A 19,855-nucleotide genomic window follows, 5' to 3' on the forward strand; every position below is an offset into this window, starting at 1 on the left:
CATGTATCAAGAGTTACTTAGGAAAATAACAGAAGAAAAACCAAGTTATAGCCATGAGGAAATCAAGTGGCTACTTGATCATTTGGGAGATCCTTCTCCAGAAATTCGCGATGACCTTGTTTTTACAAGCTTTGCTAGAGGAATTCAGGAAGAGCTATTTACACAGGAACAATTTCATTTCATTGCTGAGGAAATTTTATCTGATGGAGGACTAGATAAAGAGATTGATAAGGTAGGCCTGCCAACACTTGAACGTTCTTTTAGGGCGCTTATTTATGCAAATCTCTTGGCTGCAGATGCCAACCAGCAATCGGTTTTTTATCAGGGATTAAAAGGAGAGATTCGCAATGTCCTTTTAAATCAAGGTTTGCACTATCTTTCAAAAGAAAAAGACACGACAGGTTTTTCAAGCCAGTATGGTTGGGTTCATGCTTTTGCACATGGAGCCGATTTACTGACAGAGGTGGTTTGTCATCCAGACTTTCCTAAAAACAGAGTTCATGAAGTATTTGATATACTTGGCCAACTATTTAAAAGGATTTCGATTCGCTTTACAGATGATGAGGATTGGCGTTTAGCAAGAGTGATCTATGAACCTATTTTACAAGGGAAGTTAGCGCAAGAGCAAGTAGCATCTTGGATAAAAGCTGTTGACTTTCCGATAGAAGAAAGGGAAGATTTTTATAAATTTTCAAACTTCAGATCCTGTCTGTTGGAAGTCTATGTCCAACTTGACCAGAGAAATAGTTTACAAGATGACTTGAAAGAAGCTATCCAGTCTTTTCAATACTAGGGATAAGCTAATATTGCCTATTGAGAGAGTTTCTATTGTATCCTTCTAACTAATAATGAAGACTAATAAAAGAGGTTGAATCATTTTCCAACCTCTTTTTGTGTATCTTAATGGAATTGCATACCACCATCAACGATAATGGTTTGTCCTGTAATGTAGTTTGAATCTGGTCCTGCAAGGAAGCTGACAGCAGCAGCCACATCTTCTGGTTCAGATAGACGTTTTAGAGTAATATCTTTTGCAAATGTCTGCATACCCCACTCGTCATCTTTTCCTGCATTTTTACCAACTTCATGAGCGATGTCGTACATCATTGGTGTTTTCACAATACCTGGTGCGTAGGCGTTAACAGTGATTCCTGAGTCTGCTAGATCACGTGCTAATGTTTGCGTAATTCCACGAACAGCAAATTTGGTTCCACCATAAACAGTTAGATTTGGATTGCCGACTACACCGGCTTGAGAAGTTGCGTTGATAATTTTACCTCCGTGGCCAAGTGCTTTAAATTGCGCTTGTGCAGCTTGTGAACCCCAAATGACACCACCAACGTTGATACCGAAAGTGCGTGTAAATTGTTCCTCAGTAATTGTATCAAGAGGAGTAGTTGGAGCAACACCAGCGTTATTTACGACAACATTCAAATCACCAAAATGGTCAACAACCTTTTGAAATGCTTGTGCAACTTCGGTCTGTTTCGAAACATCGGCCACGACAGCGAAGGCATTTTCAGCTGATAATTCGGCAACAGCTTTTTCAGCTGTTTCGGGATTGTAGTCTAAGACTCCTACCTTAAAGCCATCTTGAACCAATCTTTTTGCGATTGCAAAACCGATTCCTTGACCTGCACCTGTGACAATAGCAACTTTAGACATATGATTCCTCCTTGGTATCCACGATACCATTCAAACGTTCATAAAAGAACAGCAAAGTTGTAAAAATTAGTTCAAATTAGGGAATAAATAATTTATTAGAACTATATTGACATTATATACCTTTAGAAAAAATGTTTCAAATAAATGCTACCGTTTTTATAGAATTTTATCCTGAAAATTTCCAATCAATTTTCTTGAAACCCTTTCCTACTTTTGATAGACTAGTATCTAGTTTTTGAAAAAAAGGAGAAAGAAAATGAAAAAATTTGTTGCTGAGTTAATCGGTACGTTCATGCTTGTGTTCGTCGGGACAGGAGCTGTTGTTTTTGGAAATGGTCTTGATGGCCTTGGTCACCTAGGGATTGCCTTTGCCTTTGGTCTGGCAATCGTGGTCGCGGCTTACTCAATTGGAACTGTTTCAGGTGCTCACTTGAACCCAGCTGTTTCGATTGCTATGTTTGTTAACAAACGTTTGTCATCAAAAGACCTTGTCAACTACATCCTTGGTCAGGTTGTTGGAGCTTTTATTGCTTCTGGCGCGGTATTCTTCCTCTTGGCTAACTCAGGTATGTCAACTGCTAGTCTTGGTGAAAATGCCTTGGCAAACGGTGTCACTGTCTTTGGTGGTTTCTTGTTTGAAGTCATCGCAACTTTCTTGTTTGTCTTGGTTATTATGACCGTGACTTCAGAAAGCAAGGGAAATGGCGCGATTGCTGGTTTAGTAATTGGTTTGTCATTGATGGCGATGATTCTTGTGGGGTTGAATATTACTGGACTTTCAGTAAACCCAGCTCGTAGTTTGGCACCAGCTGTCTTGGTAGGTGGCGCAGCACTTCAACAAGTATGGATTTTCATCCTTGCACCAATCGCTGGTGGAGTTCTTGCAGCCCTCGTTGCGAAAAACTTCCTTGGAACAGAAGAATAATTGAAACTCAAAAAGCCTTGCTCCTCATTTTGAGGAACAGGGCTTTTTCGTATGATACTTTTCAAAAATCTCTTCAAACCGCGTCAGCTTCCATCTGCAACCTCAAAACCATGTTTTGAGCTGACTTCGTCAGTCTTATCTACAACCTCAAAGCTGTGCTTTGAGTAGCCTGTGGCTAGCTTCCTAGTTTGCTTTTTGATTTTCATTGAGTATGAGTTTAACGGTTGTCAATTTTCTCTGGGTAAAGGTCGTGTTGGAAGAGGCGTTGTTCTGCCAAGCCTTCATACTTAGTTCCTGGCTTACCGTAGTTGTAGTAGGGGTCAATTGAGATGCCACCGCGCGGAGTGAATTTTCCCCAGACTTCTAAATAGCGAGGGTCTAGCAAGTTGACCAAGTCTTTCCCGATGGTGTTGATACAGTTTTCGTGGAAATCTCCGTGGTTTCGGTAGCTAAAGAGGTAGAGTTTGAGGGATTTTGACTCGACACAGAGCTTGTCAGGAATGTAGGAAATATAGATAGTCGCAAAGTCTGGCTGAGCAGTGATTGGGCAAAGTGAGGTAAATTCAGGACAGTTAAATTTGATGAAATAGTCATTTTCCACATGACGATTGTCAAAGGATTCGAGGACTTCTGGTTGATATTCGAAAATGTAGTTGGTTTCTTTGTTGCCTAGTAGGCTTAGGTTTTTCATTTCTTCTTGTTGTGACATGATTTTTTCTTTCTAATCTTAAACACCACGTTGGTTATCGTAGAGGAGGGTATGTAGTTGAGGAAGGACGCGGACATTGCCCCAGCTATCGTCGGCAGCGATGCGTTCCCAGAGTTCTTTGAGGCGGTCCAGTTGGTCTTGGACAATATTGCCTCTAGCCTTGGGCTCAGGATTTCCTGCAGATAAGAAAAGAACATCTGGTTGGTAACGTTCTTGTATGCCTCTGGCAAAGGCCAAATCTGCATCGTCAAAGACAGGGATTTTAAAGGTGATCTTGTCTGGATCAAGTTGGGAAACGATAAAGTCCAAGGTCTCAAAGTTGACTTCCATCTTGGATGAAGGAGGTTTGGGGCTGAGAGTAACCTGGTCGATGTCTTTCAACCAATTTTGCCAGCGGGAGCCTTGGGTCTCAACAGCTAGAGTGACACCACGTTCTTTGAGTTTGGTTACTAGCTCAGCCATGTTGGCTGCTAGGATAGCAGGATTTCCCCCAGACAGGGTGACATAGTCGTAGCTCCCCAATTTATCCAAGGCAGCAATTACCTCGTCAGCAGTCATGCGAGTTGGTTTTTCAGAGCCATCCCATGTAAAGGCAGAGTCGCACCAGTCGCAGTGGTAGTCGCAACCAGCAGTGCGGACAAACATGGTTTTCTGCCCGATTGCACGGCCTTCGCCTTGAAAGGTTGGGCCAAAAATTTCCAAAACTGGTAGTTTGAGGACACGTTCCCTAGTCATCTAACCACTCCCGTCTAAACTCCGCAAAGGCAGTCGGAGTCTCATAGAGGCGAACGTATTCCAAACGGAGACCACGTTCGTCTGGTAACTCTTGATTCATGGTTTGGAAAATCCAGTAAACCATATTTTCAGCAGTCGTGTTCATATAGGGCAGGGTTTCATTGAGATAGCGATGATCCAAGTGGGGCGCTAAGTAGTTCTTGTAGATCGCTTTGATGTCTCCGAAATCGTAGGTCATGCCACGTTCATCTAAAAATCCACTGACAGCAATCTGCAGATGATAGGTGTGGCCGTGCAGGGATTTGCATTTTCCCTCATAGTGAAAGAGGTGGTGGGCAGCATCAAAGGTAAATTCTTTTGATACCAAGGTTCTGTGAGGATTGTAGACAAGAGACTCCCCAGTTTCCTGTTTGATTTCTTTGGGTGCAAAAAACATTAGGCTTCTCCTTTCTGTGAGAGATAAACATCTAAACCATGTTGACGTAGGTGGCAGGCTGGACAATCTCCGCAGCCACTCCCGATAATTCCGTTGTAGCAGGTTAAGGTCTTTTCACGAACATAGTCAAAGGCACCGAGTTTGTCAGCTAATTCCCAAGTTTCAGCCTTGTCCAGCCACATGAGAGGTGTTTGGATAACAAAGTCGTAATCCATGGCAAGGTTGAGGGTGACATTGAGGGATTTGACAAAGGCATCCCGACAGTCAGGGTAGCCTGAGAAGTCTGTCTCGCAGACACCTGTCACGATGTCTTTAATGCCCCGTTGCTTGGCAAGAACTGCCGCAAAAGATAGAAAGAGGTGGTTGCGACCGTCGACAAAGGTATTGGGAACCTCTCCCTCTTTTTGCTCAATTTCCAGATCAGAAGTCAAGGCATTTTCAGTGATTTGTCCCAGCAGAGACATATCTAGGATATGATGACGGATCCCCTGTTCCTTAGCGATTTCTTGGGCAACTTGAATTTCGAAATGGTGACGTTGACCGTAGGCAAAGGTAACGGTTTCGACCGTTTCATAGTGTTCTTTAGCCCAAAAGAGGCAGGTTGTAGAATCTTGACCGCCACTAAAGACGACCAAGGCTGATTGACGTTTCATAGTACTCCTTCCAAAATGGGAAATGTTCAGAGCACGCAAAAAGCTCCCATGAGGGAGCTAAAAAATACCAAGTCAAGGTTTTTTTTAGCGATGGCGTGTCCCAAACATCGTAATATTCTACATACAGTCTAGCATATTTTTTGAAAAATGGCAAAGGGCAAGAAAAAAGAGACCAAAGCAAGTACTTGGTCTCTAATGTGATTAGCTCAATTCAGCAACGATGGCCTTGATTTGGTCTGCTGTGTGAACACCAGCAACTTGTTTGACAACTTGGCCGTCTTTTTTGAAGAGAAGAGTTGGGATAGACATGATTCCAAAAGCACGAGCTGTGTTTGGATTTTCATCAACGTCCATTTTAACGATTTTCAAAACATCTTCTGAAAGTTCTTCAGACAATTTATCCAAGATTGGACCTTGCATACGACATGGACCACACCAAGTTGCCCAGAAGTCTACCAAGACCAAACCGTCTTTAGTTTCTTGTTCGAATGTTGCATCTGTAATTGCTTTTGCCATTGTATTTCTCCTTTTTTAGTTATATTGGCTTAAATCTTGTTTCTTGAGATAGAAGAAGACATCTCCGTAAGTCCCATGATAGTCCAAATCATGACCGTTGTAGGTTAATTTTTGGACAGGGTAGTAGTCTGCGACGCCGATAAGGCAAGCTTGTTGCGAACGATCAAAGTCTTCATAAGAATCGAAGGATACAGTTCTTTCGTTCTTGCTGGCATCTAAATAGGTGATTTCAATCATGTTTAAAACTCCTTTGTTTAATGATGACTTTATTTTACTCCTTGTAAAAGAGAATGTCAAGAAAAATGATTGCGCACGCAACTTTTTTTCTAAAATCATCTTAAATCAAGAAGTTCAAACCAGTTTCCAAGCTTGCTTCGACAGCCTTTTGTAGCGAGGTCAGTGTCTTTTGCCCATCACTTGTCAGGCAGATAAAACTAGAGCGTCTATCTTGATGGCAACACATGCGACTGAGTAGACCGCAATTTTTAGCTTCCAAGCGAGCCACCATCCGAGAAACAGCGCTCGGGCTCAGATGAAGTTTATCTGGCAGGTCAATCTGGCGTAGAGATTTTTCTTGAGCCAAGTCCAGATAGTAGAGCAGGTAAAACTCTTTCAAGGTCAGACTTTGCTCGCTCTGCTGGGCAATAGTCTCTTCCAAGAGACTTTCAATTTCTTTCTGACGCCGATTGAAGTCAAACCATTTTTCCAAATAGGTCATAGTATCTCCTCTCTTTTTAGAGTTATAACATAGAAGAATGTCCATTCACGGACAGTCTCTGCATCACAAGATGATTGCGCATGCAATAATTATACTACTTTTCAAAAGAGCTGGCAAGCTCTGTTTTTTAGTGGTTTTATTTTTTACTGTCCATATTTTTGATAAAAGTCAACTTTTACTTGGATGAAGGTTTTGGCTTCACGTAGGAGTTGAAGAAGGGTGGCGCGGGTTTCAAATTCGTCTCTTGTTTTGGGTAGACTGCGGTTGCGGAAGACTTCCAGATAGCGTTCAATTTCATCTAGTAAATCAGAAGCAGGATTGGTCTGACTCAGTTGACCGGCAATTTTTGAAAAGAGCTGCGCTAAAATCAGGCTTTCACTGGCAGCTAGGTGACAGGTGTTGATTTGCTGGGCCATATTTCGCAGGATACGACTTTGTCGCTGTCTCATCTCAAAGTAGTGGATATGGTAGTCGGTCTGGTGAAAGAGGTGGTCAGAGTGATCTAGATAGACTAGTTTGAGGGCTTTTTCCAAAAGAGTGTCTAATTCTTCCACCAGCTGTGCTCGGTTGCGTCCATCCCCTCTGGATAAATAATATTTGAAGCGTAGGAGAATATTTTTTAACTTTTCTTCCACCAGCGTATGGTAGTACTGGATTTCCTCTTCTCGTGAAGGCATGTAGAGATTGACCAGTAAAGCAAATCCAGTACCGATAGCAAAGAGAAGGAATTCATTGACTAGGAGGTCTGGAGAGGTTGACTCTTGTACCAAGAGGTGACTAACCAAGACGCTACTTGGTGTGATGCCAATTTCCCAGCCCATCTTGTAGGCTAGGGGAACATAAAGAGCCAGATAGAGGCCAAGGCTCCAGATATGAAATCCGCTCAAGTGAAAAGCTAGAACACCGATAGCCAGAGCTAGAATCATGGAAAAGAGTCGATTGCGAGCCAGTTTTAAGGTACTTCTACGCGTATCAGATAGGCTCAAGAGAGCGATAATTCCAGCTGAAACTGCTGACGAAAGATTGAGAAAATAAGCAAGAAAACAGGCAAGACAGGTAGCTAAGATGAGCTTGGTCGTACGTTGGCTAATAGACATAAGAATTTCCTGATAATACTCAATGAAAATCAAAGAGCAAACTAGGAAGCTAGCCGTAGGCAGTACTTGAGTACGGCAAGGCGAAGCTGACGTGGTTTGAATTTGATTTTCGAAGAGTATAAGTTAGAATAAAAGAGCAAAAGACAAAACCTGAGCAGGCTTGTCTTCTTGCTTATTTTTTACGGGCTGCTGCGTATTCGGCAACGGCAGTAAAAAGGACATCTGTAGAAGAGTTAAGGGCTGTTTCACATGAGTCTTGGATGACCCCAATCACAAAACCAACTCCGACAACTTGCATGGCAATATCGTTAGAAATACCGAAAAGGCTACAAGCAACTGGGATAAGAAGGAGGGAACCTCCAGCAATACCAGAAGCACCGCAGGCTGAGATAGCTGCTACTACACTGAGGACAAAGGCTGTGGCAAAGTCAACAGGAATTCCAAGAGTATTAACTGCAGCAAGGGTCAAAACGTTAATGGTAATCGCTGCTCCAGCCATGTTGATAGTAGAACCAAGTGGGATAGAAACAGAATAGGTATCTGGGTTGAGTCCAAGGTCATGGCAGAGTTTCATGTTGACAGGAATGTTAGCCGCAGAACTACGAGTGAAAAAGGCTGTTACACCGCTGACACGGAGGCAGTTCCAAACTAGAGGGTAAGGATTGCGTCTCATAAAGAAGAAGGCAATCAAAGGGTTGACCACAAGGGCAACAAAAAGCATAGTCGTTACTAATAGAACCAATAAAATACCATAGTTGGCTAGGCTTCCGATTCCCTTATCAGAAATGGTTTTGAAGACAAGACCAAGGATACCAAATGGGGCTAGGTTAATGATCCATTCGACAATTTTAGAAGTCACGTCAGCGATAGTTTTTAGTAATTCTTTACTATTTTTGCTGGCTTCTCTCATGGCAATCCCGAAAACAACTGCCCAAGATAGGATACCGATGTAGTTGGCAGTAAGCAGGGCATTGACTGGATTGTCAACCAGTTTGAGTAAGAGGTTGCTGAGGACCTGCCCAATCCCATCTGGTGGTGCAATTTCAGTATTGGCACTATTTAGGGTAATTTCAATAGGGACGATGAAACTTGCTAGTACAGCTACAAGAGCAGCAGCAAAAGTTCCTAGGATATACAAGAAAATAACAGTTTTCATATTGCTATCTTGCCCCTTTTGGTGTTGGGAAAGGGCATTGGCAACGAGGGCAAAGACTAGGATAGGAGCAACAGCTTTTAGACCTCCGACGAATAAATCCCCGAGTAGCCCAATCCCTGAGAGATTAGGAAGGGTCAGTCCTAGGATTCCCCCACAAAGCATACCAATCAAGATACGTTTGATCAGGCTTGCCTTGTTCCAAGCATGAATGATTCTTTTCATAATAATCTCCTTTTTGTGTAGTGATTATGATTATAGTATAAATAATAGACAAAATCAAGAATTTTCTGTCTATTTTTTGAATATTTATGGAGAATGAGACTGATGAAAATATGGTATAATGAAATAAAGGAGTTTTCTATGCAAAAATTTATTCAAGCTTATATTGAAAAGCTAGATGTGACAACCATTATCGAGAATATTCTAACCAAGGTCATTTCTCTTTTACTGCTTTTGATTGTATTTTATATTGCTAAAAAAATGCTTCATACTATGGTGCAGAGAATTGTCAAACCTTCTCTAAAAATGTCTCATCATGATGTCGGGCGCCAAAAGACTATTGCGCGTTTACTAGAAAATGTGTTTAATTATACGCTATATTTCTTTTTACTCTACTGCATTTTGTCGATTTTAGGTTTGCCAGTTTCTAGTTTGCTTGCTGGAGCTGGTATTGCTGGGGTGGCTATTGGGATGGGAGCCCAAGGCTTTCTATCTGATGTCATCAATGGCTTTTTCATCCTCTTTGAACGTCAACTGGATGTGGGAGACGAGGTCGTTCTGACAAATGGTCCTATTACTGTATCGGGCAAGGTTGTCAGTGTGGGAATTCGTACGACCCAGCTTCGTAGTGAGGAGCAAGCTCTTCACTTTGTCCCTAACCGAAATATCACGGTTGTTAGCAATTTCTCACGCACAGACTAGACCTGTTATTTTAAGTAATTTGTGGTACAATAGAAAGAGTTTAATTTTAATAGAGGAGAAAAAAAGATGGTTTTAGAAAAGCAGTTGGGCAATGGTTGTATTTGGATAGACCTTGATGTGGATAAGATTAAAAATATGGAAGATCTTTCTGACATCTATGGATTGGACAAGGAAACCATTGAGTATGCTCTGGATAGAAATGAACGAGCTCATATGGATTATAACCGTGAAACGGAGACGGTAACCTTTATTTATAATGTTCTTGATTTAGAAAAAGACAAAGAATATTATGAAGCGATTCCGATGACCTTTATCGTTGAAAAACAACGAATGATTACCATCAGCAACCATAAGAATGCTTATGTCATTGATCAGATGTCAGCTTATCTGGATAGCCATGAGTCGCTTTCTATTTACAAGTTTCTCTTTGCTGGTTTAGAGATTATCAGTAACGCTTATTATCCTGTCATTGAAGAGATGGATAAAAGTAAGGACGAAATTAGTGCCTTGCTACGTCAAACTACAACAAAGAAAAATCTCTTCGCCCTCTCTGACTTGGAGACTGGTATGGTTTACTTGACAGCAGCAGCAAAACAAAATCGACTCCTCTTGGAACATATCCAGGGCCATGCTCTTTATCGGAGATTTAATGATGTCGAACGAGAGCAGTTTGATGATGCCATGATTGAAGCCCATCAGTTGGTGTCTATGACAGACTTGATTTCTCAAGTCTTGCAACAACTCTCAGCTTCTTACAACAACATCCTAAACAATAACTTGAATGATAGTTTGTCAATTTTGACTATTATCTCCGTCTTACTAGCAGTACTTGCGGTTATTACAGGTTTCTTCGGAATGAATGTTCCTCTACCATTTACAGAAGAGCCAAATGCTTGGATTTATATCTTAATGACTAGCTTGATTTTATGGGTGGCCTTATCTCAATGGCTGAAGAAAATTACTAGAAAATAAAAGAAAAGGAGCCAAAATGGTGATTGAAAACTACATGCCAGACTTTGCTGTGGAAGCAGTCTATGATCTGACAGTCCCAAGCCTGCAGGCGCATGGAATCAAGGCTGTTTTGGTCGATTTGGACAATACCCTCATTGCTTGGAACAACCCTGACGGGACGCCAGAGATGAAGCAATGGCTACATGATCTTCGGGACGCGGGCATTCGCATCATTGTGGTATCAAATAACACTAAAAAACGCGTCCAACGAGCAGTTGAGAAATTTGGGATTGACTACGTTTATTGGGCTCTGAAGCCCTTCACATTTGGGATTGACCGTGCCATGAAGGAATTTCATTATGAGAAAAGTGAAGTGGTCATGGTTGGCGACCAGCTCATGACAGATATACGAGCAGCCCACCGTGCAGGCATTCGCTCGATTTTAGTCAAACCCTTGGTCCAACATGACTCGATCAAAACGCAGATCAACCGAGCTCGTGAGCGCCGTGTGAAGCGAAAAATCACTGAAAAGTACGGACCGATTACATATAAAAAAGGAATTTAACTATGGAAGAAATTCTCTGTATTGGTTGTGGAGCAACCATTCAGACGACAGATAAGGCTGGTCTTGGTTTTACCCCCCAGTCGGCACTTGAAAAAGGTTTGGAGACAGGTGAAGTCTATTGCCAACGTTGTTTCCGTCTCCGTCATTACAATGAAATCACAGATGTCCAGTTGACGGACGATGATTTCCTCAAGCTCTTGCACGAGGTAGGAGACAGTGATGCCTTGGTAGTCAATGTCATTGACATTTTTGATTTTAATGGCTCTGTCATTCCAGGTTTGCCACGTTTCGTCTCGGGCAATGATGTCCTCTTGGTGGGAAATAAAAAAGATATCTTGCCCAAGTCAGTTAAACCGGGCAAGATTAGCCAGTGGCTCATGGAGCGTGCCCACGAAGAAGGACTTCGTCCAGTTGATGTCGTCCTAACCTCAGCACAAAATAAACATGCCATTAAGGAAGTCATTGACAAGATTGAACACTACCGTAAGGGCCGCGATGTCTATGTGGTCGGTGTGACCAACGTTGGAAAATCAACTCTAATCAATGCTATTATCCAAGAAATTACGGGTGACCAGAACGTGATTACAACTTCACGTTTCCCAGGAACAACCTTGGACAAGATTGAGATTCCGCTTGACGACGGATCTTATATTTACGATACGCCAGGAATCATCCACCGTCACCAAATGGCTCATTACTTGACTGCTAAAAATCTCAAGTATGTCAGCCCTAAAAAGGAAATCAAGCCAAAAACCTATCAGCTTAATCCCGAGCAAACCCTATTTTTAGGTGGACTAGGACGCTTTGACTTCATTGCAGGTGAAAAGCAAGGTTTCACTGCCTTCTTTGATAATGAACTCAAACTCCATCGTACCAAGCTAGAAGGAGCGACTGCCCTTTACGACAAGCACCTAGGAACCCTTCTGACACCACCAAATAGCAAGGAAAAAGAAGATTTTCCAAAACTAGTTCAGCATGTATTTAACATCAAGGATAAAACTGACCTAGTTATCTCAGGCCTAGGCTGGATCCGCGTAACAGGCGCAGCCAAAGTCGCCGTCTGGGCACCAGAAGGCGTCGCAGTCGTCACACGAAAAGCAATTATTTAAAATAAAATCACTGAGCGAACAAAGTGAGCTCATACAAAGATAGTTATTGCCGTGGTGTCTTGCCAATCGATAGATTGGCAAGGGGCGCAATTGAGACCAAGGCTCAATTGTGAGGTCAGGAAATCCATTTTTCAAAGATGAGATCTTTGGAAAATTAGTTCCGACCGTCCCTCACCACCTAAAATAACTATCAAAAAACAAGGAAGAAAATTATGTCATTAACATCAAAACAACGTGCCTTCCTCAACAGTCAGGCACACACCCTCAAACCCATCATCCAAATCGGGAAAAATGGTCTCAACGACCAAATCAAAACCAGCGTTCGTCAAGCTCTTGATGCGCGTGAATTAATCAAGGTAACTCTTTTACAAAACACAGATGAAAATATCCACGAAGTAGCTGAAATCTTGGAAGAAGAAATCGGTGTGGATACAGTCCAAAAAATCGGACGCATCTTGATTTTGTTTAAACAATCTAGCAAGAAAGAGAATCGCAAGATTTCTAAAAAAGTCAAAGAAATCTAAACACCTACTCCAAACAACTGTTTTACAGAGAATTGAAGGAGACTAGACTATGGCAATCGAACTATTGACTCCCTTTACCAAGGTAGAGTTGGAGCCAGAAATCAAGGAGAAAAAACGCAAACAAGTCGGGATTTTAGGGGGGAATTTTAACCCTGTTCACAATGCCCATCTCATTGTTGCGGATCAAGTGCGGCAGCAGTTGGGACTGGACCAAGTTCTACTTATGCCTGAATACCAACCTCCTCACGTAGATAAAAAGGAAACCATCCCTGAACACCATCGTCTCAAGATGCTTGAATTGGCGATTGAGGGGATTGAAGGGCTAGCCATTGAAACAATCGAGCTAGAGCGCAAGGGTATTTCTTACACCTACGACACCATGAAGATTTTAACAGAGAAGAATCCAGATACAGATTATTACTTTATTATCGGTGCCGACATGGTGGACTATCTGCCTAAGTGGTACCGAATTGATGAATTGGTTGACATGGTTCAGTTTGTAGGGGTTCAGCGCCCACGCTATAAGGCTGGAACTTCCTATCCAGTTATCTGGGTAGATGTGCCTCTCATGGATATCTCGTCTAGTATGGTGCGTGACTTCCTTGCCCAAGGTCGGAAACCCAACTTTCTCCTACCTCAGCCTGTGCTAGACTATATCGAGAAGGAGGGGCTTTACTGATGGCCTATCAAGACTATATCAACTGCTCCCGTGAGGCTTTGTTGGAAAAAATGGCAGAGCTTCTGCCTGAAAAACGCTTAACCCATTGCTTGGGTGTGGAGCGTGCAGCCATAGAACTGGCTCAGCGCTTTGGAGTCGATGCCGAGAAAGCAGGTCTAGCAGGCCTTCTTCATGACTATGCTAAAAAGTTGTTAGATCAGGAATTTCTGAATTTGATTGACCGTTATCAGTTAGACCCCGATTTCAAAAAATGGGGTAATAATGTCTGGCATGGTATGGTCGGAATTTACAAAATTCAGGAAGATTTGAATTTGCATGATTCTGAAATTCTACGAGCCATTGAAATCCATACAGTCGGTGCTGGTCAGATGACAGACCTAGATAAAGTCATCTACGTCGCAGACTACATAGAGCACAATCGTGCCTTTCCAGGAGTGGATGTAGCACGTGAGATTGCAAGTCTATCACTTAATAAGGCGGTGGCCTACGAAACAGCTCGTACTGTGGAGCATCTAGCTCATCAGGGATTCCCTATCTATCCCCAAACCCTTGAAACCTATAACGCCTTTGTACACTATTTGAAAGAGGACTAAATGAACGAAAAAGAATTACTAGAACTAGTCGTGAAAGCGGCTGATGAGAAACGTGCAGAGGATATCCTCGCACTTGACGTACAAGATTTGACTAGTGTGACGGATTACTTTGTTATTACTAGTTCAATGAATAGCCGTCAGTTGGATGCTATCGCTGACAATATCCGTGAAAAAGTAGCGGAAGCAGGATTTAAAGGCAGTCATGTCGAAGGCGACGCAGCTGGAGGTTGGGTCTTGCTGGACCTTGGTGCTGTCGTTGTGCATGTCTTTTCAGAAGAAATGCGTGCCCACTATAACCTAGAAAAACTATGGCATGAGGCGGATTCAGTAGATATTTCAGAAGCTCTTGCTTAGAAGATGAACTCAGTTGTAGTCAACTGGGTTTCTTTGCTTATTTTAGAAGAAAATGGATAGAAAGGTATAGGGCGAGTGGTGTTTGCCATGGAGGCTCTTGGTATCATGATTATGGCAACTTATGAAACCTTTGCGGCGGTCTATGATGCAGTAATGGACGATAGTTTATACGACAAATGGACGGATTTTTCTTTGCGTCACTTGCCTAAGACCAAGGAGAGAAAGAAACTCTTGGAATTGGCTTGTGGGACAGGAATTCAATCTGTGCGCTTCTCTCAGGCTGGTTTTGATGTGACTGGACTTGATTTGAGCGCGGATATGCTGGGGATTGCGGAGAAGAGAGCTGCTTCAGCCAAGCAAAAGATTGATTTTATTGAAGGCAATATGCTGGATTTGTCTAAAGCAGGTCAATACGACTTTGTCACTTGTTATTCGGACTCAATCTGCTACATGCAGGATGAGGTGGAAGTAGGGGACGTCTTTAAGGAGGTGTATAATGCTCTCAACGAAGATGGAGTTTTCATCTTTGATGTGCATTCGACTTACCAGACGGATGAGGTTTTTCCAGGCTATTCCTACCATGAAAATGCGGAAGATTTCGCCATGCTTTGGGATACATATGAGGACGAAGCTCCTCACTCCATCGTGCATGAGTTGACTTTCTTTATCAAGGAGGCGAACGGTTCCTTTAGTCGCCATGATGAAGTGCATGAGGAGCGGACTTATGAGGTTCTGACCTATGATATTTTGCTGGAACAGGCCGGTTTCAAGTCCTTCAAACTCTATGCGGACTTTGAGGACAAGGAGCCAACAGAAACTAGCACCCGTTGGTTTTTTGTGGTGCAGAAGTAGGAGATTAGCATGACCATCACGGGTATTATCGCGGAGTTTAATCCTTTTCATAATGGGCATAAATACCTGCTGAATCAGGCAGAGGGTTTGAAAATCGTAGCCATGTCTGGTAATTTTATGCAGCGAGGAGAGCCTGCTATCGTTGACAAGTGGACACGGGCTCAGATGGCGCTGGAAAATGGAGCGGATCTGGTAGTAGAATTGCCCTTTTTAGTCAGTGTTCAGGCGGCAGATTTCTTTGGCCAAGGGGCTGTGGATATCTTGACTCATTTGGGCATTGATACTCTAGCTTTTGGGACAGAGGAAGTTCTAGATTACCAGAAAATCGCTGACTTATACACAGAGCAGGGTGCTGAGATGGAGCAATTTGTGGAAAATATGCCTGATTCCCTTTCCTATCCCCAGAAAACCCAGGCCATGTGGAAGGAATTTGCAGGTCTTGATTTTTCAGGTAATACACCCAATCATGTCCTTGCTCTGGCCTATGTCAAGGCAGTTGCAGGACGAGACATCAAACTTGAGCCAATTCAGCGTCAGGGGGCAGGCTACCATTCTGTGGACAAGGATGTGGACTTTGCTTCGGCAACAGCCCTCCGTCAGCACCAGAGGGACAAAGATTTCTTAGAACGCTTTATGCCTTCTGTTACCCTTTTTGAGCAGGCCAGTAAGGTGAGTTGGGACGACTATTTTCCTTTGCTCCGCTATCAAATCTTGTCAAATCCCGACCTAACCACCATCTATCAGGTCAATCAAGAAATGGCAGTGCGCATTAAAGATGCTATCAAGACAGCCCAGTCTGTGGAAGAATTGGTTGAAGCGGTTGCGACCAAGCGGTACACCAAGGCTCGTGTCAGACGCCTCTTGACCTATATCTTGGTGCAGGCCAGAGAAAGTGACTTGCCAGAAGGGATTCATGTCCTTGGATTTACTGAAAAAGGCAGGCAACACCTCAAATCCTTGAAGGGACAGGTCAATCTAGTCAGCCGTATTGGAAAAGAACCTTGGGATGTCATGACTCAAAAGGCAGACCAGATTTACCAACTAGGAAATCCAAGTGTAGCAGAACAGAATTTTGGAAGAGTGCCGATTAGAATAGAAACAAACTAAGTCTACTGCAAAGTAGGCTTTTTGAGATTTTTTACGAATAAATAGATAGAAAAGAAAATCTTGTACAGGTTCCTGACAATTTCTTTCTTTTTGTGTATAATAGTGGAAAAGAGGTAAAACGAGGTATGGTTATGGAAGCAGTTCTTTACTCAACGTTCCGAAATCATTTAAAAGACTACATGAAGAAGGTAAACGATGAATTTGAGCCTTTGACGGTGGTTAATAAAAATCCAGATGAGGACATTGTAGTTCTTTCAAAGAGCGAATGGGACAGTATTCAGGAAACCCTGAGAATCGCTCAAAATAAGGAGTTATCAGACAAGGTTTTGCGAGGAATGGCTCAAGTTCGTGCTGGAAGCACTCAGGTCCATATTATTGAGGAGTGAGGAATGCTACTCAAGTTTACAGAAGATGCCTGGGCAGATTATTGCTACTGGCAAACTCAGGACAAGAAAACGTTAAAAAGAATCAATAAACTAATCAAGGATATTCAACGTGATCCCTTTACAGGAATAGGTAAGCCAGAACCACTCAAGTATGACTACCAAGGAGCCTGGTCACGGCGTATTGATGCAGAAAATCGCTTGATTTATATGATGGATGGAGATAGCGTGGCTTTCTTGTCCTTTAAAGATCATTACTAAGTCTACTGAAAGGTAGGCTTTTTCTCAAGTCTCTACTAAACTACTATTCCTAAATAACAAGTTTATTTTGGCAAATGTGTTCCAATTTCCCCAAAACATATTCTATTTTAGGTTTGTGAAAATCACTTTTTTATGGTAGAATGTAAAAGAATGTATGTCATTCGGAATAACAATAATAAAATGAGGTAAAAACATGGAAATCATGTCGCTTGCGATTGCTGTTTTTGCCGTCATCATTGGTTTAGTCATTGGATATGTCAGCATCTCAGCTAAGATGAAATCATCTCAGGAAGCTGCAGAGTTGATGCTTTTAAATGCTGAACAAGAAGCAACTAATTTACGTGGACAAGCTGAACGTGAAGCGGATTTACTGGTTAATGAAGCTAAACGTGAAAGCAAGTCTCTTAAAAAAGAAGCACTATTGGAGGCCAAAGAAGAAGCCAGAAAATACCGTGAAGAAGTGGACGCTGAATTCAAATCAGAACGTCAAGAACTCAAACAAATCGAAAGTCGTTTGACAGAGAGAGCTACAAGTCTCGACCGTAAGGACGACAATTTGACGAGTAAAGAACAAACACTTGAACAAAAAGAACAAAGTATTTCTGATAGAGCGAAAAACCTTGATGCGCGTGAAGAGCAATTAGAGGAAGTCGAAAGACAAAAAGAAGCAGAGTTAGAGCGTATTGGTGCCCTGTCTCAGGCGGAAGCACGAGATATTATCTTGGCTCAGACAGAGGAAAACTTGACAAAGGAGATTGCTAGCCGTATTCGCGAAGCTGAGCAAGAGGTCAAGGAACGTTCTGACAAAATGGCCAAGGACATCCTGGTTCAAGCTATGCAACGTATCGCTGGTGAATATGTAGCGGAGTCAACAAACTCAACAGTTCATCTGCCAGATGATACTATGAAGGGACGCATTATTGGTCGTGAAGGTCGTAACATTCGTACCTTTGAAAGTTTGACAGGGGTCGATGTGATTATCGACGATACGCCAGAAGTGGTGACCTTGTCAGGTTTTGACCCGATTCGTCGTGAGATTGCCCGTATGACTATGGAAATGTTGCTCAAAGATGGTCGTATCCATCCAGCTCGTATCGAAGAGTTGGTTGAGAAAAACCGTCAAGAGATTGACAATAAGATTCGTGAATATGGTGAGGCTGCTGCCTATGAGATTGGCGCACCAAACCTTCATCCGGACTTGATGAAGATTATGGGACGTTTGCAGTTCCGTACTTCATATGGACAAAATGTCTTGCGCCATTCGATTGAAGTTGCTAAGTTGGCTGGTATCATGGCGAGCGAGCTTGGTGAAAATGCGGCTCTTGCCCGTCGTGCTGGTTTCCTTCACGATATTGGGAAAGCCATTGACCGCGAGGTTGAAGGTAGCCACGTGGAAATCGGTATGGAATTGGCTCGCAAGTACAAGGAACATCCAGTTGTAGTGAATACGATTGCTAGTCACCACGGCGATGTAGAACCTGAAAGCGTCATTGCAGTGATCGTTGCTGCGGCAGATGCCTTGAGTGCAGCCCGTCCAGGTGCTCGTAGTGAGTCTCTTGAAAGCTACATCAAGCGTCTCCATGATTTGGAAGAAATTGCGAATGGCTTTGAAGGAGTACAAACTAGCTTTGCCCTTCAAGCAGGACGTGAAATCCGTATCATGGTCAATCCAGGCCAAATCAAGGACGACAAAGTTACAATTTTGGCTCACAAAGTTCGTGAGAAAATTGAAAACAATCTCGATTACCCAGGAAATATCAAGGTAACCGTGATTCGCGAGCTTCGTGCAGTAGATTATGCTAAATAAATAAGAAAGAGCAGTTGAAAAATTACTGCTTTTTTGTTACACTAGATAGAAAGACTGTAAAGGATAATCTGGCTTTTTGCCATTATTCTAGAGAAATGTTATTTCACAGACTGACTAAAGGAGACACAATGGCAGACCGAGGCTTACTAATCGTTTTTTCTGGTCCTTCAGGGGTTGGCAAAGGAACGGTTAGAAGAGAGATTTTTGAGAGTTCTGAAAACCAATTTCAATACTCTGTATCGATGACGACACGCGCACAACGTCCTGGAGAAGTGGACGGTGTTGACTATTTCTTCCGTACTCGCGAAGAGTTTGAAGAGCTGATTCGTCAAGGACAGATGTTGGAATACGCAGAATATGTCGGCAACTACTATGGAACTCCTCTGACCTATGTCAATGAAACCTTGGACAAGGGAATCGATGTTTTCCTTGAAATTGAAGTTCAAGGTGCTCTTCAGGTCAAGAAAAAGGTTCCAGATGCTGTCTTTATCTTCCTGACACCACCAGATTTGGATGAATTGCAAGATCGTTTGGTAGGACGTGGAACAGACAGTGCAGAAGTGATTGCCCAACGAATCGAAAAAGCCAAGGAAGAAATTGCTCTCATGCGTGAGTATGATTATGCGATTGTCAACGATCAGGTGCCCCTAGCTGCTGAGCGTGTCAAACGTGTGATCGAAGCAGAGCACTTCCGTGTGGATCGTGTCATTGGTCACTATCAGGAGATGTTACCGAAATCTCCAACTACCCGATAAAATTTAGAAAATAGGTACAAGCAAATGATGTTAAAACCCTCTATTGATACCTTGCTTGACAAGGTTCCTTCAAAATATTCACTCGTAATCTTGGAAGCAAAACGTGCCCACGAATTGGAAGCAGGTGCGCCAGCAACTCAAGGTTTCAAGTCTGAAAAATCAACTCTTCGCGCTTTAGAAGAAATCGAATCAGGAAACGTTACAATTCACCCAGATCCAGAAGGAAAACGTGAAGCGGTGCGTCGCCGTATCGAAGAAGAAAAACGTCGTAAAGAAGAAGAAGAAAAGAAAATCAAAGAGCAAATCGCTAAAGAAAAAGAAGATGGTGAAAAAATTTAAGGTTGGGGGGACTCAATCTTATTTTTTCTATTGCAAGAATATACT

At 42.5% G+C, this 19,855-nt stretch carries 28 protein-coding genes; 17 read left to right on the forward strand and 11 right to left on the reverse strand.

Features of this window, described 5'->3' with window-relative positions; genetic code table 11:
• The first annotated feature begins 1 nt into the window (after nt 1).
• Nucleotides 2-793, forward strand: coding sequence for a DUF2785 domain-containing protein (locus tag AC6I9F_RS02530; RefSeq protein WP_498022535.1), 792 nt, complete (start codon nt 2-4; stop codon nt 791-793).
• A 107-nt stretch (nt 794-900) separates the two neighbouring features.
• On the opposite strand, the gene AC6I9F_RS02535 is transcribed toward AC6I9F_RS02530, so the two are convergent.
• Nucleotides 901-1,665 carry a (S)-acetoin forming diacetyl reductase gene (locus AC6I9F_RS02535; RefSeq protein WP_203180152.1) on the reverse strand — a complete coding sequence of 255 codons (765 nt, stop codon included), beginning with the start codon at nt 1,663-1,665 and terminating at the stop codon, nt 901-903.
• Nucleotides 1,666-1,921: 256 nt separating this feature from the next.
• Here AC6I9F_RS02535 and AC6I9F_RS02540 point away from each other — a divergent pair, with 256 nt between their 5' ends.
• Complete coding sequence (locus tag AC6I9F_RS02540) at nt 1,922-2,590, forward strand: MIP/aquaporin family protein (protein WP_173219557.1); 669 nt, start codon at nt 1,922-1,924, stop codon at nt 2,588-2,590.
• A gap of 83 nt (nt 2,591-2,673) precedes the next feature.
• Here the strand turns inward: AC6I9F_RS02540 and AC6I9F_RS02545 are convergent, their stop codons facing one another.
• The 10 genes from AC6I9F_RS02545 to sstT all read right to left on the reverse strand — a co-directional run bounded on the left by AC6I9F_RS02545 (nt 2,674) and on the right by sstT (nt 8,832).
• Nucleotides 2,674-2,796: a hypothetical protein gene (locus AC6I9F_RS02545; RefSeq protein WP_498022538.1), complete on the reverse strand. Its 123-nt coding sequence runs from the start codon at nt 2,794-2,796 to the stop codon at nt 2,674-2,676.
• An 11-nt stretch (nt 2,797-2,807) separates the two neighbouring features.
• Nucleotides 2,808-3,299, reverse strand: a complete 492-nt coding sequence (gene queF / locus AC6I9F_RS02550; RefSeq protein WP_000082587.1) for a preQ(1) synthase — start codon at nt 3,297-3,299, stop codon at nt 2,808-2,810.
• 18 nt (nt 3,300-3,317) lie between these two features.
• Nucleotides 3,318-4,034 (reverse strand): 7-carboxy-7-deazaguanine synthase QueE, encoded by a 717-nt coding sequence (queE, locus tag AC6I9F_RS02555; RefSeq protein WP_173282454.1) that lies wholly within the window; start codon nt 4,032-4,034, stop codon nt 3,318-3,320.
• Nucleotides 4,027-4,470: a 6-carboxytetrahydropterin synthase QueD gene (gene queD / locus AC6I9F_RS02560; protein ID WP_173282455.1), complete on the reverse strand. Its 444-nt coding sequence runs from the start codon at nt 4,468-4,470 to the stop codon at nt 4,027-4,029. Before queD ends, queE begins: the two co-directional genes overlap by 8 nt.
• Nucleotides 4,470-5,123, reverse strand: a complete 654-nt coding sequence (gene queC / locus AC6I9F_RS02565) for a 7-cyano-7-deazaguanine synthase QueC (protein ID WP_173282456.1) — start codon at nt 5,121-5,123, stop codon at nt 4,470-4,472. Before queC ends, queD begins: the two co-directional genes overlap by 1 nt.
• 201 nt (nt 5,124-5,324) lie before the next feature.
• Nucleotides 5,325-5,639: a thioredoxin gene (trxA, locus tag AC6I9F_RS02570; protein WP_001029579.1), complete on the reverse strand. Its 315-nt coding sequence runs from the start codon at nt 5,637-5,639 to the stop codon at nt 5,325-5,327.
• 15 nt (nt 5,640-5,654) lie between these two features.
• Nucleotides 5,655-5,876 (reverse strand): DUF4649 family protein, encoded by a 222-nt coding sequence (locus AC6I9F_RS02575; protein WP_173282457.1) that lies wholly within the window; start codon nt 5,874-5,876, stop codon nt 5,655-5,657.
• A gap of 100 nt (nt 5,877-5,976) precedes the next feature.
• Nucleotides 5,977-6,357 carry a MarR family transcriptional regulator gene (locus AC6I9F_RS02580; protein WP_173282458.1) on the reverse strand — a complete coding sequence of 127 codons (381 nt, stop codon included), beginning with the start codon at nt 6,355-6,357 and terminating at the stop codon, nt 5,977-5,979.
• 143 nt (nt 6,358-6,500) lie between these two features.
• Nucleotides 6,501-7,454, reverse strand: coding sequence for an aromatic acid exporter family protein (locus AC6I9F_RS02585; RefSeq protein WP_173282459.1), 954 nt, complete (start codon nt 7,452-7,454; stop codon nt 6,501-6,503).
• A 172-nt stretch (nt 7,455-7,626) separates the two neighbouring features.
• Nucleotides 7,627-8,832 carry a serine/threonine transporter SstT gene (sstT, locus tag AC6I9F_RS02590; protein ID WP_173282460.1) on the reverse strand — a complete coding sequence of 402 codons (1,206 nt, stop codon included), beginning with the start codon at nt 8,830-8,832 and terminating at the stop codon, nt 7,627-7,629.
• Nucleotides 8,833-8,970: 138 nt separating this feature from the next.
• Between sstT and AC6I9F_RS02595 the strand changes: the two genes are divergently transcribed.
• The 15 genes from AC6I9F_RS02595 (at nt 8,971) to rpoZ (ending at nt 19,810) form a co-directional block, all read left to right on the forward strand.
• Complete coding sequence (locus AC6I9F_RS02595) at nt 8,971-9,531, forward strand: mechanosensitive ion channel family protein (protein WP_172922536.1); 561 nt, start codon at nt 8,971-8,973, stop codon at nt 9,529-9,531.
• Nucleotides 9,532-9,597: 66 nt separating this feature from the next.
• Complete coding sequence (locus AC6I9F_RS02600) at nt 9,598-10,503, forward strand: magnesium transporter CorA family protein (RefSeq protein WP_498022544.1); 906 nt, start codon at nt 9,598-9,600, stop codon at nt 10,501-10,503.
• 16 nt (nt 10,504-10,519) lie between these two features.
• Nucleotides 10,520-11,047, forward strand: coding sequence for a YqeG family HAD IIIA-type phosphatase (locus AC6I9F_RS02605; protein WP_000234217.1), 528 nt, complete (start codon nt 10,520-10,522; stop codon nt 11,045-11,047).
• 2 nt (nt 11,048-11,049) lie between these two features.
• Complete coding sequence (gene yqeH, locus AC6I9F_RS02610; RefSeq protein WP_498022546.1) at nt 11,050-12,156, forward strand: ribosome biogenesis GTPase YqeH; 1,107 nt, start codon at nt 11,050-11,052, stop codon at nt 12,154-12,156.
• A gap of 212 nt (nt 12,157-12,368) precedes the next feature.
• Entirely contained in the window at nt 12,369-12,680 is a 312-nt protein-coding gene (gene yhbY / locus AC6I9F_RS02615; protein WP_000060169.1) for a ribosome assembly RNA-binding protein YhbY, read from the forward strand.
• Between the two features lie 49 nt (nt 12,681-12,729).
• Nucleotides 12,730-13,359 (forward strand): nicotinate-nucleotide adenylyltransferase, encoded by a 630-nt coding sequence (locus AC6I9F_RS02620; RefSeq protein ID WP_000963705.1) that lies wholly within the window; start codon nt 12,730-12,732, stop codon nt 13,357-13,359.
• Nucleotides 13,359-13,952 (forward strand): bis(5'-nucleosyl)-tetraphosphatase (symmetrical) YqeK, encoded by a 594-nt coding sequence (gene yqeK / locus AC6I9F_RS02625; RefSeq protein WP_498022549.1) that lies wholly within the window; start codon nt 13,359-13,361, stop codon nt 13,950-13,952. The genes AC6I9F_RS02620 and yqeK overlap by 1 nt, the downstream gene beginning before the upstream one ends.
• Nucleotides 13,953-14,306, forward strand: coding sequence for a ribosome silencing factor (rsfS, locus tag AC6I9F_RS02630; RefSeq protein WP_001003005.1), 354 nt, complete (start codon nt 13,953-13,955; stop codon nt 14,304-14,306). It abuts the gene before it with no gap.
• A gap of 111 nt (nt 14,307-14,417) precedes the next feature.
• Entirely contained in the window at nt 14,418-15,158 is a 741-nt protein-coding gene (locus AC6I9F_RS02635) for a class I SAM-dependent DNA methyltransferase (RefSeq protein WP_498023164.1), read from the forward strand.
• 9 nt (nt 15,159-15,167) lie between these two features.
• Complete coding sequence (locus AC6I9F_RS02640) at nt 15,168-16,265, forward strand: nucleotidyltransferase (RefSeq protein WP_498022552.1); 1,098 nt, start codon at nt 15,168-15,170, stop codon at nt 16,263-16,265.
• Between the two features lie 131 nt (nt 16,266-16,396).
• A complete protein-coding gene (locus AC6I9F_RS02645; RefSeq protein WP_173254102.1) occupies nt 16,397-16,651 on the forward strand; it encodes a type II toxin-antitoxin system Phd/YefM family antitoxin in 255 nt (84 codons plus the stop codon).
• A gap of 3 nt (nt 16,652-16,654) precedes the next feature.
• Nucleotides 16,655-16,909: a Txe/YoeB family addiction module toxin gene (locus tag AC6I9F_RS02650; protein WP_000924730.1), complete on the forward strand. Its 255-nt coding sequence runs from the start codon at nt 16,655-16,657 to the stop codon at nt 16,907-16,909.
• Nucleotides 16,910-17,102: 193 nt separating this feature from the next.
• The gene (locus tag AC6I9F_RS02655; RefSeq protein WP_049511849.1) at nt 17,103-18,716 is read left to right on the forward strand and encodes a ribonuclease Y; all 1,614 of its coding nucleotides are present in this window, start codon (nt 17,103-17,105) and stop codon (nt 18,714-18,716) included.
• 128 nt (nt 18,717-18,844) lie between these two features.
• Nucleotides 18,845-19,471, forward strand: a complete 627-nt coding sequence (gene gmk / locus AC6I9F_RS02660; protein ID WP_000775041.1) for a guanylate kinase — start codon at nt 18,845-18,847, stop codon at nt 19,469-19,471.
• Nucleotides 19,472-19,495: 24 nt separating this feature from the next.
• Nucleotides 19,496-19,810 carry a DNA-directed RNA polymerase subunit omega gene (rpoZ, locus tag AC6I9F_RS02665; RefSeq protein WP_000979235.1) on the forward strand — a complete coding sequence of 105 codons (315 nt, stop codon included), beginning with the start codon at nt 19,496-19,498 and terminating at the stop codon, nt 19,808-19,810.
• The last annotated feature ends 45 nt before the right edge of the window (nt 19,811-19,855 follow it).

The sequence above is a fragment of the Streptococcus nakanonensis genome (assembly GCF_059738785.1).